Origin of the sequence: Desulfovibrio sp. SGI.169 (assembly GCF_050313595.1) — a bacterium.
Classification (GTDB): Bacteria; Desulfobacterota; Desulfovibrionia; order Desulfovibrionales; family Desulfovibrionaceae; genus Desulfovibrio.
On sequence record NZ_JBNPLS010000026.1, the window covers coordinates 18,252 to 34,371 of the forward strand.

13 protein-coding genes and 2 pseudogenes are annotated in these 16,120 nt (G+C 55.3%); 9 read left to right on the plus strand and 6 right to left on the minus strand.

Annotated elements, in window-relative coordinates; all coding sequences use genetic code 11:
* Positions 1-153: 153 nt before the first annotated feature.
* Entirely contained in the window at positions 154-393 is a 240-nt protein-coding gene (locus tag ACQRA4_RS11255; RefSeq protein ID WP_427823174.1) for an FmdB family zinc ribbon protein, read from the minus strand.
* 2 nt (positions 394-395) lie between these two features.
* Positions 396-1,028, minus strand: coding sequence for a D-sedoheptulose 7-phosphate isomerase (locus ACQRA4_RS11260; protein WP_427823175.1), 633 nt, complete (start codon positions 1,026-1,028; stop codon positions 396-398).
* Positions 1,029-1,159: 131 nt separating this feature from the next.
* Between ACQRA4_RS11260 and ACQRA4_RS11265 the strand changes: the two genes are divergently transcribed.
* From ACQRA4_RS11265 to ACQRA4_RS11280, 4 genes are all read left to right on the plus strand, one after another.
* On the plus strand, positions 1,160-2,026 hold the full coding sequence (locus ACQRA4_RS11265) for an NAD(+)/NADH kinase (protein ID WP_427823176.1): 867 nt from the start codon (positions 1,160-1,162) through the stop codon (positions 2,024-2,026).
* Positions 2,023-3,771, plus strand: coding sequence for an ARMT1-like domain-containing protein (locus ACQRA4_RS11270; RefSeq protein ID WP_427823177.1), 1,749 nt, complete (start codon positions 2,023-2,025; stop codon positions 3,769-3,771). Before ACQRA4_RS11265 ends, ACQRA4_RS11270 begins: the two co-directional genes overlap by 4 nt.
* A gap of 57 nt (positions 3,772-3,828) precedes the next feature.
* Positions 3,829-5,262, plus strand: a complete 1,434-nt coding sequence (gatB, locus tag ACQRA4_RS11275) for an Asp-tRNA(Asn)/Glu-tRNA(Gln) amidotransferase subunit GatB (protein WP_427823178.1) — start codon at positions 3,829-3,831, stop codon at positions 5,260-5,262.
* 135 nt (positions 5,263-5,397) lie between these two features.
* Complete coding sequence (locus tag ACQRA4_RS11280) at positions 5,398-5,844, plus strand: hypothetical protein (RefSeq protein ID WP_427823179.1); 447 nt, start codon at positions 5,398-5,400, stop codon at positions 5,842-5,844.
* 112 nt (positions 5,845-5,956) lie between these two features.
* Here the strand turns inward: ACQRA4_RS11280 and ACQRA4_RS11285 are convergent, their stop codons facing one another.
* On the minus strand, positions 5,957-6,301 hold the full coding sequence (locus tag ACQRA4_RS11285; protein ID WP_427823180.1) for a hydrogenase maturation nickel metallochaperone HypA: 345 nt from the start codon (positions 6,299-6,301) through the stop codon (positions 5,957-5,959).
* A 93-nt stretch (positions 6,302-6,394) separates the two neighbouring features.
* Between ACQRA4_RS11285 and ACQRA4_RS11290 the strand changes: the two genes are divergently transcribed.
* The 3 genes from ACQRA4_RS11290 to ACQRA4_RS11300 all read left to right on the plus strand — a co-directional run bounded on the left by ACQRA4_RS11290 (position 6,395) and on the right by ACQRA4_RS11300 (position 9,046).
* Positions 6,395-7,159 (plus strand): tetratricopeptide repeat protein, encoded by a 765-nt coding sequence (locus ACQRA4_RS11290; RefSeq protein WP_427823181.1) that lies wholly within the window; start codon positions 6,395-6,397, stop codon positions 7,157-7,159.
* Positions 7,160-7,200: 41 nt separating this feature from the next.
* Positions 7,201-8,055: an AMIN domain-containing protein gene (locus ACQRA4_RS11295; protein WP_427823182.1), complete on the plus strand. Its 855-nt coding sequence runs from the start codon at positions 7,201-7,203 to the stop codon at positions 8,053-8,055.
* Positions 8,056-8,291: 236 nt separating this feature from the next.
* A protein-coding gene (locus ACQRA4_RS11300; RefSeq protein WP_427823183.1) for an IS5 family transposase occupies positions 8,292-9,046 on the plus strand; the annotation gives its coding sequence in 2 pieces (ribosomal slippage) (positions 8,292-8,625 and positions 8,625-9,046; 756 coding nt in all).
* 141 nt (positions 9,047-9,187) lie between these two features.
* On the opposite strand, the gene ACQRA4_RS11305 is transcribed toward ACQRA4_RS11300, so the two are convergent.
* Positions 9,188-10,036, minus strand: a complete 849-nt coding sequence (locus ACQRA4_RS11305; RefSeq protein ID WP_427823184.1) for a MerR family transcriptional regulator — start codon at positions 10,034-10,036, stop codon at positions 9,188-9,190.
* 211 nt (positions 10,037-10,247) lie between these two features.
* On the opposite strand from ACQRA4_RS11305, the pseudogene ACQRA4_RS11310 reads away from it, so the two are divergent.
* Together ACQRA4_RS11310 and ACQRA4_RS11315 are read left to right on the plus strand one after the other, a co-directional pair.
* Positions 10,248-11,267: pseudogene (locus ACQRA4_RS11310) on the plus strand (efflux RND transporter periplasmic adaptor subunit); the annotation flags it as partial.
* A gap of 3 nt (positions 11,268-11,270) precedes the next feature.
* Positions 11,271-14,399, plus strand: a complete 3,129-nt coding sequence (locus ACQRA4_RS11315; RefSeq protein ID WP_427823185.1) for an efflux RND transporter permease subunit — start codon at positions 11,271-11,273, stop codon at positions 14,397-14,399.
* 301 nt (positions 14,400-14,700) lie between these two features.
* On the opposite strand, the gene tnpA is transcribed toward ACQRA4_RS11315, so the two are convergent.
* Positions 14,701-14,988, minus strand: coding sequence for an IS200/IS605 family transposase (gene tnpA, locus ACQRA4_RS11320; protein ID WP_427823186.1), 288 nt, complete (start codon positions 14,986-14,988; stop codon positions 14,701-14,703).
* A 29-nt stretch (positions 14,989-15,017) separates the two neighbouring features.
* Positions 15,018-15,973: pseudogene (locus tag ACQRA4_RS11325) on the minus strand (IS481 family transposase).
* Positions 15,974-16,120 lie beyond the last annotated feature (147 nt).

Sequence of the window (16,120 nt, forward strand, 5' to 3'; positions counted from 1 at the left end):
TCGACCTGCCGCGAAACATTCTTTTCAGGGCAATGGCGCTGCAAAGCGAAAATTGACCAAGCGGTATGCCGATACGGCTTGGGGCAATGTCTGCTTTGCGGCCCTTTGCCCGAAAAAACCGGTTGCCCGGTCAGCGGCGTCATAAAGGCTGAACTAGTGCCCGCAACTGGCGCAATTGCCGCCGGAACATCCGGCGCAGCCGCCTCCGCCGCCTCCGCCGGAGGACGTCGCGGCATATTCGCCGCCGTCGCCGCCCGCGCAGTGAGCGCAACGGGACATAAGCTTGCGCGTCTCGCGCGAACCGCAATGGGGACAGGCGGGCGCGGCGTCGTCAAAAACCAGCTCTTCAAATTCATGGCCGCATTTTTCGCAGCTGTACTCGTAAATGGGCATGGTCAATCCTTGTGTTCCGGGTCTGATTGCAAATACGGCGTGAGCGCCGCAACATTCTCAAACAGATAATAATCGGTGAGCTGACAGAAAAGATGCCCGGCGGCAATGTGCAGCTCTTGAACGAGCGGGGTATGCCCGGAGGGCGCCTCCAGCAGAATGTGACAAAACGCGGCCATTTCGCCGCCGCCCTGACCCGTGAAGCCCACGGTGAACAGACCCGCCGACCGGGCGGCGCGCAGGGCCGCCAGCACGTTGGCGCTGTTGCCGGAGGTGGAAATGCCCAGCAGCAGATCGCCTCTGCGCCCCAGCGCTTCCACCTGGCGGGCGAAAACCTGGCTGAAGTCCAGGTCATTGCCGATGGCGGTCAGGGCCGATGTGTCCGTGCTCAGGGCAATGGCCGGCAAGGCGGGGCGCTCGGTAAGAAAACGGTTCACGAATTCGGCGGCCAGATGTTGCGCGTCGGCGGCGCTGCCGCCGTTGCCGCAGAGCAGAATCTTGCCCCCGCGGGCCAGGCAGAGGGCCGCGCGCAGGGCGGCGTCGCGCAGACTGGAAGCCTGTGCGCGGAAAAATTCCTCGCGCAGTTGCGCGCCGTCCCGCGCATGCCGGGCTATGATCTCCAGAGCAGAGTCTTTCATGCGGTTTGGCCTTGGCGAAGTGCAAACGCCGTTCGGTTTCGGTTGCCCCTATGTATGCCAAAGAGGCGCGACTGACAAGCGGCCTGAATCGCGGGCTTGCGGTCACAGCCCTGATAACGTAAGTTCCGCTCATGCAAAATACAGTCTGTCGGCATGTGCTTCTGGTCTGCAAGGTTCGCCATGAACGAGCCTGGAAGCTTGGCTGCGAAATTCTGCAATGGCTGCGCATGCGCGGCCATGTGGCGACGCTGATCGAGGCCGGAGGCGGTGAGGCGGCCTATGGTGAAGAACTTGATTTTGTAATTGTGCTCGGCGGCGACGGCACAATGCTGGGAGTGGCCCGCCGCCTGGCGGGACGCCCCGTGCCTCTGTTTGGCATTAACTTCGGCCGGGTGGGTTTTTTGACCGACGCGCAGCCCGAACAGTGGAAAGAGCGCCTGGCGGCCTGCCTCAGAGGCGATCTGCCCTTGCGCGCCTGTCTGGCCCTGCGCTGGAAGCTCATGCGCGGCGGCAGGCTGGAGGCCGGCGGAGTCGCCGTGAATGATGTGGTTTTAAGCCGCGGTTCGCTTTCACGTCTGGTCTGCGTGAATATCAGCGTGAACGGGCAATGCATGGGGCTTTTGCGCAGCGACGGCGTTATTCTTTCCACACCGGTGGGCAGCTCGGGCTACAGCGTTTCGGCGGGGGGCCCTTTGCTCTATCCGGGCATGAACGCCGTGGGCCTGACGCCCATCTGCCCTTTTCTGAATACTATTTCCCCCATGGTCTTTCCGGGCGCGACGGTTTTTTGCATGCGTATCGAACCCGGCTCCACTGACTGCTACATCACGGTGGACGGACAGGAGGGGCAGCAGTTGGAGGTCGGCGATCTGGTGGAAGTCACCGGCGCGCCCGCGGCGGTGCGTTTCATGGGGGGTGAACTTTCCTTTTTCGAGCGCCTGCGCACGCGCGGCTTTGCGCTTGAGCGGGCTTCCGGCGAGAATGCGGAGAAGGCATGAAAGAATTCAAAACGCCCGCGCGCGTGCGGGACATCCGGTTGGGGCGGAATGTCCGCTTCGACGCATGGCTGTACAGCATGCTGATGGACAACAACCTGGCCTATCGGATGAATCCAGATATCATTGCCAGCCCGGAACAGCTGGCCTTCATGGTGCAGCTGGATGATGACCAGGTGTATCTGCCCTGTTCCGACGCCACGTTTGCCATGCTGAACGTGAACGGTCGTCCCCAAAAGCTTCAGGCGCAATACAATCGCGCCTGGCGGATCATCATGCGTCTGATACGCTTCATGGTGCGGAATCGCACGGAGCGCGCCCGCATACTGCATTTCTGCCGTTATCGCTTTCTGCAGTATGTGGCTCAGGGCACGCTGATACCGTCGCGTCTGGTCAAGCGGATGACTGACCTGGTGCTGGCGCAAAGTTTCAGCCTGGGCGACCCCTGGCGCGAACGCCGCCGCGCCTCCACCCTGCGTCAGCGGGAAATGCTGGAATCGCCCAGCATCAGGAATAATCTGGAAGTCATGCCCGAGGACAAACTGCCCGCGAATATGCGCGACGCGCGCCGCCTGCTCAACAGCCTGGAGCTGGCCCGCTTTTTCTGCCTCTCGGCCATGGCCAAGGACTGGCAGGAACAACTGCCTTCAGCGCAGGAAATCCGCCGGGCCATGCGAGAGGCCGAGCGGGCGACCGCGCCCCTGCGCGAATATTTCCAGGATTCCCTTTGCCCGTCCACCATACTCTTTCTTTGTGACGCCGACGGAGGCGTTCTTTTTGACCTGGCCATGCTGCACAGCTTGATTCGCATGGGGCACAAGGTCATTTGCGCGGTAAAGGCCGGTTTTTATTTCTTCGCGCCAACCATCGACGACATGGAAAGCGACCCCGAGCTGGAGCGCTGGCTGCGCGGCGGCATTGTGCTGCGCGAAAGCCAGATCGGCAAGAATGACCTGTTGCGGCATTTGCGCGAGCACCGCATGGTGATCATTGACGACGGCACGCGCGAACGCCTGAATCTGTACCGGGTGTCCGTGACGTTTTCCCGCGCCTGGAAAGAGGCCGACGTAGTGTTGTGCAAGGGCTGGCGCGCGGCGGATATTTTTCTGGGCGCCAGCCATGAATTTACCCGTGACATTGTTTGTTACTGGCAGAGTGAAAGCGGTTTCCGCATAGAGCTGCGGCCGCACGCGCCGGGGGCGCGCAAATTCAGCGAAGAAGCCATCGCGGCCCAGGCCGACGCCATTATTAAAACAATGCGCGCGGCCCACAGTCAGGGCCGCTCCGTCATGTTTTACAGCTGCGTCATCGGCAGCATTCCCGGTCAGACCAGCGTCGCCATATCGCTGGCGCGGGCATTTGTGGACAATTTGCGAAAAAAAATGGATAATATTTTGATTATCAACCCGGCGGAACATTTTGTGGAGGGCATGGACGGGGACGATCTGATGTTCATGTGGGAGCGGGTTCAACGCAGCGGCCTTATTGACGTATGGCGCTTTCAGACTGTGGAGGACATTGAGGAAAGCTTCGCCCTGCTGGGGCGCAAGGTGCCTCCGGCCTGGTCCGGCAAGGATTCCACCTATTCCACGGGCTGCACCAAGGAAATGCGCATCGCGCTGGACATGCAGTCCAGAAACCGCGAGATGCAGATCATCGGGCCTGAGCCGCGGCTCTTTTTTCGCCGGGGCGAATACGGAGTGGGCAAATATTTTGACGCCAGCATCAGCCGCCTCACGGGTCGCTGAGCGCGGCGACAGCGAAAACAGGGCGGCTTGCGCCGCCACAGGGAGTGGAGTGAGATCATGGCCGCTTATGAAGCCGTCATCGGCCTGGAAGTGCATGTGCAACTGGCAACGGCCTCCAAGCTGTTCTGTTCCTGTTCCACCAGGTTCGGCCAGCCGCCGAACACCAATGTCTGCGAAGTCTGCGCGGGCATGCCTGGCGCGTTGCCCGCGCCCAACCGTCAGGCTGTGCATTACGCCGCCCTGGTGGGCCTGGCGACCAATTGCGCCATCAACCGCCGTTCCATTTTTGCCCGCAAAAATTATTTTTATCCTGACCTGCCCTCCGGCTATCAGATTTCTCAGTTTGATCTGCCCATCTGCGAGCGCGGGCATCTGGATATCGAGGCGGACGGCGTAAGCAAGCGTATCGGCATCACCCGCATCCACATGGAAAACGATGCGGGAAAGAATATTCACGCCCAGGGCGAAAACGTCAGCTTTGTGGATCTGAACCGCGCCGGCACGCCCTTGGTGGAGATCGTTTCCGAACCGGACATGCGCTCCGCTTCCGAGGCTGTGGCGTATCTCAGGGCCTTGTACGGCATTGTGACCTATCTGGGCGTCTGTGACGGCAATATGGAGGAAGGCAGCTTCCGCTGTGACGCCAATGTCTCCCTTCGCCCCGTGGGCGCGACGACTTTCGGCACGCGCACCGAACTCAAGAATCTCAATTCGTTCCGCAATGTCCAGCGGGCCATTGAATTTGAGATCGCCCGCCAGCAGGATGCGCTGGATGACGGCGACGCGGTGGTGCAGGAAACGCGCCTCTATGACGCGGTGAAGAACAGCACGGCCTCCATGCGCAGCAAGGAAGAGGCGCACGATTACCGCTACTTTCCGGATCCGGATCTGCTGCCGGTGGAAATTGGCGCGGACGAACTGGAACGCTGGCGGGCCGAACTGCCGGAATTGCCCAGGCCCCGCGCCCGCCGCTTCATGGAGATGACCGGCCTGCCCGAAGCGGAAGTGGAAGTGCTGGTGCAAAGCCGCGCGTTGGCCGACTTTTTTGAGGCTGCCGCGCAAAAGGCCGATCCCCGCAAGGTGGCCAACTATATGCTGGGCCCGCTGTTGCGCGAATGCAATGCGCGCGGCCTCGCTACGGGTGATCCTTCCCAGTGGGCCATGAAGCCCGACGCCCTGGCGGAACTGGCGCGTATTGTGGATCAGGGGCTGATCAGCGCCAAAATCGCCAACGATATTTTCAGTGACCTGTTCAGCAACGGGGCCATGCCTGAAGCCTATGTGACAGAAAAGGGCCTGGGGCAGATTTCCGACACTTCGGCTCTGGAAGCCGCCGTGGATGCGGCGATTGCCGCCAACCCGGCGGAAGTGGAGGCTTACAGGAGCGGCAAGACCAAGCTGATCAGTTTCTTTGTGGGCCAGGTCATGCGCGCCACCAGGGGCAAGGCCAATCCCGCTCTGGTCAACGAACTGTTGAGCAGAAAACTCTGAAAAAACCTTTCACGCCAGTCTGAACGCCACGGGCCCGCCGATGATTGCCGGCGGGCCCGTTTTAGTATGAAAAAACCTCCCGCCAGACGGGAAATTCAAAAAACTCATGGCGATAAGCATGTTATAAAGGCCCTTTTGATTTGTCATAATGGAGACGCTGTCTGGCAACCGCATCCCAGCCACATTGCGGGATGCGCCAGCATCAGATGTTCATCCGGCGCAACCATTGAAGCGCCCATAGTTTATCTGCGCGGCGCCCTGGTCAATACGGCCAGGGACGGCTCGCCCGGCAGCGCGGTCATATCCGGCGATGTGCAGGTGGTTTCCGGCGGCGTGGCCGTGCCGGACGCGGACGTAACCGCCGGGGCCGCGAGCCTGCTCAATCACCTGACCAGCGGCATGCAGCCCGGCTCCGGCCAGTCCGGCGCGCCGTGCCCGCGCCGCATGGCCGGATTCGCGGTCAAAATCATTCCCGGAGTGCGCTATAGTCTGGTGGATTGCGCCAAGATCAACGCGGGTGAGCCATCCCCGCCAGTTTGCGCGACAACGGCGTCGTGTTCGCGATTCAGGTCGCTGAGGTAGATTGAAGCAGCACACCCGCATGGCGTTTGCTGCGCTGTCGCGCAACGCTTGTTTTTCGCGGCGGCGGTCAAGCTCGCTGTCGGGCGGATACTTTCAAAGCGCAAGGCTCCAGTCAACGCGCTTCCAGGCGGCTCAAAATCAATTCCTTGCCCTGTTCCACCACATGCCCGAACTGCTCGCCGCAGCCGGGGCAGGGCTGCGCGAGGGCATCCTGCCCCTCGCCGCCGAACACTTTGCCGCAAAACGGGCAGCGCAGGCGCAGGGGCAGGCGAATCAGCTCCAGCCTGGCCCCTTCGTGGGGCGTGCCCCTGATCAGGGATTCAAAGCTGAACTGCAGCGATTCGGGAGCCACGCCCGACAGCGCGCCGCACTCCACGCGCGCCATTTCCAGGCGGGTGCAGTTCTGGCGGGCTATTTCTTCCTCTGCCATAGCCAGAAGGCTTTGTGCGATGGCCATTTCATGCATTCCCCATGCTAGCCCAAAGCCCCCGTCGCGTAAAGGGCCCCCCGTAAATCTTGCCATTCGGCGCAAATGATGTACATTTCGCCCATGCGTCCTCCAAAATATCTTGGCGTATACTCTCAGCCCTTGACCAAGGCGGACGGCCCCCGCAAGATGTTCTTTTTCGTCTGGGAACTGGCGGAAGGGGATTATGCGGTTCAGCGGCTGGACAGCGCCTTTCAGCCCAGGGAGAAGGCGCGGCGCGTCAGCGCCGCCCGCTTTGCCGCATATTTCCGGGCCGAGTCCGCCATTCTGGCCATGCCCATGACCATGCTGGATGTCCGCGCCCTGGCGGGGTTTTCGGCTGCGCCCGCTCCAGCCGCGCCCGCGTCAAGAATTCCGAAAGTGGACGACATTCTGCTGCGTCGTCTGGAAAACGCGCGGCGGGCCAAACAAACAGAAGTCACGCTGCGCGAAAATTTCCGCAAGGCGCTGCTGCGTCTGAAGCGCCCGCGCGAGCGGCAGGCCGCCATCGCCGCGCTGGAACAGATGGCGACCGCTACTGAAAACATTTCGCCCGTCCACAAGCATATGTTCCGCGATTTTGGCGCGAAGCTGCGCAAAACCGCCATGCCGGATCTGGCCCTGCTTTTCGGCAGGCGCGCTCTGGATCTGGCCCCGGAGGACGATCACGCCCATTTCAACCTGGCCCGCATTCTTTGCGCCTTGGGCGCGTATGATGAAGCCGCCGAGCACATCCGCACTGCCATGCGCCTGGACGCCCGCGAAGCCATCTATCCCAGAATGTTGGCCCACATCAGAAAAGAAAAACAGCTCCGGCTCGGAACAAACCGTCCCCGGCAGAGGCGCTGAGTCGGAGCGAGCAACTTGCCTTTTGACAGGAGCCACACGGCATGAACAAAGTAATTCTCAGTCTTCTTCTGGCGGTCTGCATCCTAGGCATGGCGCTGATCATGCTCAACGAACGCCTGGGCCGTAAAGCCGAACCAGTCCCGACGCCCTCGGCGGAAATCAGCCAACCGGCAGCGCCGGTCAACGGCGCGGAACTGCCGCCTCTGGCAGACGGCGACCGCAAAGGCTTCACCACGCCGCCGGAAGCGGTCCGCGAAGAACTCAACCTGCCGCCCTTGCCTCGTGACGAGGCCGAAGTATCCCTGTCTTCTGCGGGGCAGGCCCCGGAGCGGGTTCAAACTCCCCCCCCCTCGTTTGCCGAGCCCGCGTCGCAGGCTGTCGGGCGGGATGAACCGGCCATGCCCGCGCCGTCCCCGGCTGCGGAGCGACCCGCGCCGTCCTTCAGGCCGGAAAGTGCGACTCCCTCCCGCGTCGAGGCTAAAAAGGACGAACATCCAGCCCAGCCTGAAAAGCCCAAGGCTGAAAAAGCCAAAGCTGAAAAACCCAAAGCTGAAAAACCCAAAACGGAAAAGAGCGCCGCCCCGCGCGAGCGCGGCATCAGCCGTTTTGTGGTCTTCGCGCGGGACAAGGGGGCCACGGTACGCCTGACGGGTAACGCGCCTCTTCGTTACAAGAGTATGAATCTGAACAATCCCGAACGCGTGGTGATTGATCTGGAGGGCCAGTGGCAGATCAAGGCTCCGGGCGTGCCCGCCAACCCCTTGGTGAGTAACGTGCGCGTCGGAAAAATGAGCGACAAGACCCGCGTGGTCATCGACCTCAAGGAAAAACCGCGCGCTACCCGGCTGGTGCTTGCCAAGGACGGCAATACACTGGATGTGCGGGTGGATCAGTAAGTTTTTCGCGACACGGCGGAACCCCCAGAAGCGCTTCTGAACAATAGAGCATTTGCATTTGAAAATATCCCCAGCCAGAATCCCATGTTCTGACCCGCGGGCTTCACGCCTCCATCGGAGCAGCCGCAATTCGCTTGCGGCTGCTCCGATGTGGCGGCAGAGCCTTGTTTGGATTCAGGACTCATTAATTGTCAAAAAAGGGAAAAAGTTCTTATCATTGGCATAAGGAGGTCACAATGAAAGAACTTTTTTATCTTTCCCATGAACAAATCGCCCGTATCAAACGCTACTTTCCTCGCTCCCATGGCGGTCCAAGGGTTGATGACAGACGTATCGTCAGCGGGATTATCCATGTCATCAAGCACGGCCCGCAATGGAAAGATGCCCCGCGTGAGTATGGGCCATACAAAACTCTCTACAATCGCTTTATCCGCTGGAGCCGATTGGGCGTCTTTAACAAGATTTTTGCGGAACTTGTTGAGAAAAATGGCTCTACAACACGCTTGATGATTGACTCAACCCATCTCAAGGCCCACAGAACAGCAGCGAGTCCGCTGAAAAAAGGGGCTTTTCCCGATGCATCGGACGCACAAAAGGCGGCCTGAATTCAAAACTCCATGCTGTTTGCAATGCCTCCGGTCAACCAGTAGCGTTCCATCTGACCGGCGGTCAGGTGAGCGATTACAAGGGAGCCGCCGCCTTGCTCGCTTCTCTGCCACAGGCCAGGGAACTTCTTGCGGATAGAGGCTATGATGCCGACTGGTTTCGTAATGCCTTGTCCAGTAAAGGGATCACGCCGTGTATTCCGGGCAGACACAGTCGGAAAACTCCGGTGGCCTATGACAAAGAGCTTTATAAACAGCGGCGCAAAATAGAAATCATGTTTGGCAGGCTCAAGGATTGGCGTAGAATTGCCACGCGGTATGACCGCCGCGCCCACACCTTCTTTTCCGCCATTTGCATCGCTGCCATTGTCACCTTTTATATTTAATGAGTTCTGAGCCTAAGCAGACAGGCAAAAACCTCAAAACGGAGAAAACTGTCAGATCAAGTCTGAACTACGACAAATAAATTCAGCAGACGTCTGAAAAATACTCAGGAGAAGAAAGTACGGATATGTATGATAACTGTATCATTCCAGAATCGCTGTAACTGGAATAATATATTTGATAAGATAATCTTCTATTGCCACAGGACGCAAAAAATTAGCCAGGTCATATGCGTAAATTCTTCCGCAAACATTATACTTGTGTTCTGAACACCATTTTCCTATATTTTTAAGGCAGTTCAGATGTGAAATAAAGCTACCCCTATGAGCGACTACCAGATATTTTCCAGACGGTTTGCATAGCTTTTCCATGGTGCTCGGGCCTGACCGGCTGAAGTAGAACAATTCGCGGTATGGAGCTCCAGAAAGAACCGATTCTTCAAGGATAATGCCGAAAGGGGCACGGAGCGCCGTGTTGTCATCGTCACTGTTTATATATGCCGCATAGCTGAGGGCGGACTCGGCCAGATTCTCCTGATTATCGCCACTGACGGGGCTAATCTTCAGGAACTCCTCATCCATTTCCTGTACCATGAACCGATCAAGCGCCAGGTTGCGGGCCTCCCGAAGATCGTCCAGGATGTTCCCAAGCATTGTTTCCCTGCTTTCAAGACGCTTCCTCTCCTTGCGGAGGGTATGTTTTTTTTCTTCCAGCAATTTCAGCAGCTTTTCTTCATCAAGGTTGTCGCGCATCTGCATGATTTCCTCAAGGGAACTGCCGGTTTCCTTGAGAATTGCAATTGTGTCGAAATCAAAAAACTGTTCTATGCCGTAACGGCGGTAACCATTCCCCAAAACATTTTTGGGCTTAAGCAGCCCCAGCTTTTCATAATGGAAAAGAGTTGCCTTGGTGGTTTTGCAAAGTCTGGAAAATTCGCCTGTGGATAAATTTTTTCTGTGCATTTGCATTTTCTCTTGACTATAATCTGACATTATACCTTATACTTGCACAAAATTGGCCAGGGTTCAAGAGATTTTGCTATCTTAGCGTAAATTCAGGAGATTTTGTCATGAAATCTGCCTTGTTGTCCGTATTTTTAGCGTTTGTCCTGTCTGGTTGTGAAACTTCCGCTGAAGGCGATACTTCTCTGCAATCTGTCGGCTATATCGTTGCGCGAACTTATGATTTGCCAGTGACAGCCAGACTCCCGGGCGTATTGCGGCGGTTTCATATTCAGAAGTGCGGCCTCAGGTGGATGGCATCATCCTGGAACGCCTTTTTGAGGAGGGTTCAGACGTCGCTATGGGGCAAATTCTTTACCAGATTGATGCGTCCCTCTATCAGGCCGATTATGATGTCGCCAAAGCGGCTCTGGACGAAGCTGAAGCCAAAAAAACAATGCTGGCCAAGCAGGAAGAACGACAGCGCAATCTCTCAAAGGCCAGGGCGGTTAGCCAGCAGGATTTGGACAATACAATCTCCGGGCACAGACAGGCCACAGCTCAGGTCGCCAGGGCGAAAGCCGAACTGGAACGCGCCCGAATCAACCTGGCCCATACAAAAATAAAGGCTCATGCTGGCGGCAAAATCGGCATTTCCGCAGTCTCTCCGGGATCGCTGGTTACCGATAAACAGGAAAAACCGTTAGCTGTAATCCAGCAAATTAATCAGGTTTATGTGGACATGACGCAGCCAAGCGGCGATGTCTTGCGCCTTAAAGAAAAAATTCCATCAGGAGATTTTTCCAAAACGACTGTCAGCCTTGAGCTTGAAACTGGCTCGCCATATCTCAATCTTAAAACCGGGAAGCCTGTGGCGGGCACATTGCTGTTTGCCGATATTTCGGTGGGACAGGATACAGGCAGCATCACAGTGCGTTCCATATTCGAAAATCCGGACAGGCTTTTGCTGCCGGGGAATTACGTCACGGCGCTCGTGAACTACGGTATCAGCGAACCGGCGCTGCTTCTGCCGCAAAAAAGCGTACTCCCCGGAATTGGAGGCACGCATTACGTCTACATCCTCAATTCCTCTGAAACAACGGGCATTTTTATAGCCGAATATCGTCAGGTAAAAATAGATCGGGCCTGGAATAATTTCTGGATTATAAAAGACGGAATCACGCATGGGGAATGTGTCGTTGTTGATGGCCAGCGGCGGATAAAAACTGGTGAAAAGGTCATGGGTGGAAAAATGGAAAATCTGCTGCCGGACGCGGAGTAAGCAATGGCAAAATTTTTTATAGGACGCCCGGTTTTCGCATGGGTGATTGCCATTGCGATCATGGTTTGCGGTCTTTTATGCATTCCGAATCTTCCTGTCTCCCATTATCCCGATGTCGCATTGCCTCAGATTTCCATTTATGGCCAATATCCTGGCGCATCGGCAAAAATTGTGGATCAAAGCGTTACCCAGATAATTGAACAGCAAATGAAAGGGCTGGACAATCTGCTTTACATGCGCTCATCCAGCGATTCGCTCGGCAATATTGAAATGTATTTCACCTTTGCCGCCGGTACGGATGGAGATATTGCCCAGGTGCAGGTTCAGAATAAAGTGCAACAGGCGCTTCCCCAATTGCCGGAGGAGGTCCAGCGGCAAGGGTTGCAGGTTACAAAAGCTGTGGAAAATTCCTTCATGACCATCGCCATCTATGCGGCTGACGACACTGTGAGTTCCACAGATATAAGCGACTATGTGGCGAGCAATGTGCTGGATACGCTGGCCCGAGTGCAGGGAGTTGGTTCAACGACACTCTATGGCGGTCAGAATGCCATGCGTATCTGGCTCGATCCGGAAAAAATGCTGAAATATCGCCTTAATCCTGCCGATATTTCCGCCGCCTTGCGTTCGCAAAATGCCCAGATTGCCGGGGGCCAGGTTGGAGCAGCGCCTTCTCCTGCCGGACAGGAAATGACATTCACGGTCAATGCGACTTCCCGGCTGGAAACGGTGGAGCAATTTGCCGCTATCCGGCTGCGGATTGAGCCCGATGGTTCCATTCTGTCTTTGAAGGATGTGTCAAGAATCGAGCTGAATCAGGAAAATTTTCTTGGCTCATCCTGGTACAACGGACACGAAGGCGTTGGCATAGGGATAAAGCTGGCAACAGGCGCGAATGTCATTGAAACGACAAAAGCCGTAAAGAAGGAACTGGCATCGCTGGCGCGTTTTTTCCCGCCAGGCATTGCTTACGCATATGCTGACGACAGGGCGCCAATTGTGGAACAATCAATTGATGCGGTCGCGCGCACACTCATGGAAGCCATTGTTTTGGTCATTGTGGTCATGTTCTGCTTCATGCAGAACGTGCGTGCCATGATTATCCCCACTCTGGCCATTCCGGTTGTGTTGCTCGGTGTTTTTGCAATCCTGGCAATTGCCGGTTTTTCCATCAACACACTGACGATGTTCGGAATTGTTCTTGCCATTGGGTTGCTTGTGGATGACGCAATTGTTGTTGTGGAAAATGTGGAACGCCTGATGCGCCAGGAGGGCCTTTCGCCAAAAGACGCCACACTTGTCTCCATGCGCCAGATCACTGGGGCGCTCATCGGCGTGGCTGTCGTTATTTCCGCCGTGTTTGTGCCCATGGCTTTCATGAGCGGATCAACAGGCATTATCTACAGGCAGTTCTCCATAACAATTGTCAGCGCCATGATACTTTCGGTCATTGTTGCCGTTATTTTCACTCCCACACTATGCGCTACCCTGCTCAGGCCGCATCATAACAAAGGTGATGGAGGTTTTTTCGGCAAATTCAACAGGTTAATGGAAAATACGATTCGTTTTTACGGCATAAGCGTGCGGCATGTCCTGCAAAGACCGGCAGTATTTCTGTTATTGTTCGCCACAGGCATTGTCGCCATCTGCATTCTGTATGTGCGTTTGCCATCCGCTTTTTTGCCAGAGGAAGATCAAGGTATTCTTTTTGTGGATATTCAGTTGCCTCCCGGTGCGACCTTTGAACGCACAGAAAAGATTATCCGGCAGCTTGACACATATTTCCGGGAAAACGAAAAAGATGCCGTTGACAATGTATTCACTGTCATGGGGTGGGGTTTCAGCGGCAACGGCCAGGGGTCAGCCATGCTTTTCCCGCAGCTTAAGGACTGGAGCCAACGCAACAAAAATCAAAGTGTCTTTGCGATCATGGATCGAGCCAATCATGCCTTTGCCAACATGCCGGAAGCCGAAATTTTTATCATGTCCCCGCCAGCGATAATGGAGCTGGGAAACTCCGCCGGTTTCAATATGGAGCTGATGGATCGCGGCGGCAATGGCCACGATGCGCTTCTTGCCGCAAAAAACGAGCTGCTGGAAAAAGCGGCAAAAAGACCTGAAGTCGCTTACGCGCGCTACAGCGGCCTTGAAGACGATGAACAATATGATCTCAGAATTGATATTGACAAGGCCGGCGCCCTCGGTCTGGACAAAGACGCCATAAATTCCGCTATCAACGCATATTGGGGTGGCGAATATGTGAACGATTTTTCGGACAAGGGCCGCACAAAGAAAGTTTATATTCAGGCCGAACCGTCATTCAGAAGCAAAAGCAGTGATTTTGCCCGTTACCATATTCGCAATACTCAGGGCAACATGGTGTCTTTTTCCAGTTTTCTCTCTGTCGTTTCCACGAAAGCCTCCCCAAAGCTGACGCGCTATCAGGGGGTTCCTTCAGTAAAAATCGAAGGTGAAGCAGCGCCTGGCAAGAGTTCCGGAGATGCAATAGTGGCAATGGATGCTGTGGCGGCCACATTGCCCGCGGGTTTTGACAGCGCGTGGACAGGTCTGTCCTATCAGGAACTTCAGGCGGGGAGCCAGGCTCCATTTCTGTATGCGATATCCATGCTTGTCGTGTTTTTGAGTCTGGCCGCGCTTTATGAAAGCTGGGCAATACCTCTGGCTGTGCTGCTCACTGTGCCTGCTGGCATTATAGGTGCGCTCGGCGGCGTTTTCCTACGTGGAATGAACAATGACATCTATTTTCAGCTTGCCTTGCTGACAATCGTGGGCCTGTCAGCAAAAAATTCGATCCTCATCGTCGAATTTGCCAAGCAACTTCATGATAGAGGGGAAAATGTCATATCCGCCACTATAGAGGCAAGCAAACTGCGTTTGCGTCCTATAGTCATGACATCGCTTTGCTTTATCCTCGGTGTAATTCCTCTCGCGATTGCCAATGGCGCAGGTTCAGGCGCCCAGAATGCGCTGGGCACAGCAGTAATTGCCGGCATGATAACCGCAACGGCTCTGGGAATTTATTATACGCCACTTTTCTTTGTGCTTGTACTTAAATGTAGAAACTGGATCGCAGGCAAATTAGCGGCTAGCATGGAAAATCATAAAAAATGATGAATATATGTCGCCACTGGAGTTCAATTAAACAAAAAACATAATCCTGGATATGAACTCTCTTCGTTCGATCGTATGTGAAACCCATTAAAGTCGCATTCCGGCTAAAGCCGGTATAGCCCCTGCTGAAGCAGGCTAAAGTCATTCTCCCTCAATTCTGAAAATATCATCATCTTCCTGTTGTGCGCTGTATTGCTTGATAACCTCATCAGTCACATTGCCGATGCTGCACAACAGAAATAGCCGCGCGCCCACATATGGCGTACCCAATACTGGCGACGCAAGAAGGGAAATTCGTTTATCATGGCCTGGAGGTTCGACCTTCCAGTTGCCGCATCAGCCCGCTCACAGCAGCAAGGTTTGGAGGAATTGAAACGAAACGATGGATATGGTCGGGAACCATATGCCTTTTGAGTATTTCCACCTGATATTTCTCATAGATACCGCGTAGCAGCGACCTGCCCCTCTGGGCGATGTCGCCTGACAGAATCTTTTTCCGGTACTTGGTTATCCAAACCAAGTGCAGGTGAATTGAAAAAACACTGTGGGAGCCTTTGCGATAGGGTAGTGTAAGGAAAGTTTCGCACATTTGGAAATGGAGGTGGCTCCTCAAATCGGTTAGGTGTACAGTCCCGCCATGAGGCGGGTTGGATCGGCATGAAACAGCTCGGGCTTTTCAGTCCATGCCCGCACAATAAATTCGTAGGGGGTCAGTCCTTGTAATGTCTTGAGTCGCTTGGCAAAATTGTAGGCATTCACAAATGTGCTCAGGTGTTCCTCAAGGTGGGCGTGGGTCTGATAAAAATAACGATTGACCGTGGCCTCTTTCAATGCCCTGTTCATCCGTTCCACCTGGCCATTCGTCCACGGATGATTCGGCTTGGTCAAGCGATGTTCTATACCTTGTCGGCGACATACCCGGTCAAAGGGATGCCCCCGAAACATGGCAGTAGGCCCGGTACGATTTTTGGTGGTGTCCGCAAATTGAATGCCGTTATCCGTAAGAATGGTATAAGGTACAGCCGCTATGAGTTCTTCGAGAAAGGCTTGCGCCTCGGCCATGGTCGCCCTGGGCGTCAATTTTGTCATCACGAATTTTGATGTGCGATCAATTGCGGCAAAAAGATGGAGCTTGCCTTCCTCAGTCCTGACCTCCGCAATGTCGATATGGAAAAAGCCAATGGGATAGGATTTGAATTTTTTCTTTCCCCGTTTGTTACCTTCGTTATCCGGTAGACGACTGATGCCATGGCGTTGCAGGCAACGGTGTAATGATGAGCGGGTCAGCTTGGGGATAGATGCCTGCAAAGCGTACAGACAGTCATCAAGAGGTAACAGCGTATGTTTACGAAAGGCCACAATCATAGCTTCTTCGGCTTTGCTCAAAACCGTGGAAGCGGAATTTTTCGGCCCCATGGGAGCGTCCTGAACCGTCTTTCGCTTCTTCCATTTGGCCACGGTCTTGGGGTTGATGGCATATTTGGAGGCCAAAGCCATTATGCTCTCTTGACTATTTTGGATTGCCCGACGGACTGCCTGAGTCGTGCGGGCGCAACGTGTAGTATTTGTCCCATAGTTTCTCCTTTAGGCAATGAGGTATTTCCATACTCTCATAACATGGGACTGTACACCTAATTGGAGATATTTTTGGGCATCATTCATATGGTTACCCTGACATCTTGCGGGGAGAGATTCACTTCCATAATGACAATATTTGGTTT

Coding starts and splice junctions, on each gene's coding strand:
- ACQRA4_RS11255 (WP_427823174.1), bottom strand. CDS start 393: ATGCCCATTTACGAGTACAGCTGCGAAAAATGCGGCCATGAATTTGAA.
- ACQRA4_RS11260 (WP_427823175.1), bottom strand. CDS start 1,028: ATGAAAGACTCTGCTCTGGAGATCATAGCCCGGCATGCGCGGGACGGC.
- ACQRA4_RS11265 (WP_427823176.1), top strand. CDS start 1,160: ATGCAAAATACAGTCTGTCGGCATGTGCTTCTGGTCTGCAAGGTTCGC.
- ACQRA4_RS11270 (WP_427823177.1), top strand. CDS start 2,023: ATGAAAGAATTCAAAACGCCCGCGCGCGTGCGGGACATCCGGTTGGGG.
- gatB (WP_427823178.1), top strand. CDS start 3,829: ATGGCCGCTTATGAAGCCGTCATCGGCCTGGAAGTGCATGTGCAACTG.
- ACQRA4_RS11285 (WP_427823180.1), bottom strand. CDS start 6,301: ATGGCCATCGCACAAAGCCTTCTGGCTATGGCAGAGGAAGAAATAGCC.
- ACQRA4_RS11290 (WP_427823181.1), top strand. CDS start 6,395: ATGCGTCCTCCAAAATATCTTGGCGTATACTCTCAGCCCTTGACCAAG.
- ACQRA4_RS11295 (WP_427823182.1), top strand. CDS start 7,201: ATGAACAAAGTAATTCTCAGTCTTCTTCTGGCGGTCTGCATCCTAGGC.
- ACQRA4_RS11305 (WP_427823184.1), bottom strand. CDS start 10,036: ATGTCAGATTATAGTCAAGAGAAAATGCAAATGCACAGAAAAAATTTA.
- ACQRA4_RS11315 (WP_427823185.1), top strand. CDS start 11,271: ATGGCAAAATTTTTTATAGGACGCCCGGTTTTCGCATGGGTGATTGCC.
- tnpA (WP_427823186.1), bottom strand. CDS start 14,988: ATGTGCGAAACTTTCCTTACACTACCCTATCGCAAAGGCTCCCACAGT.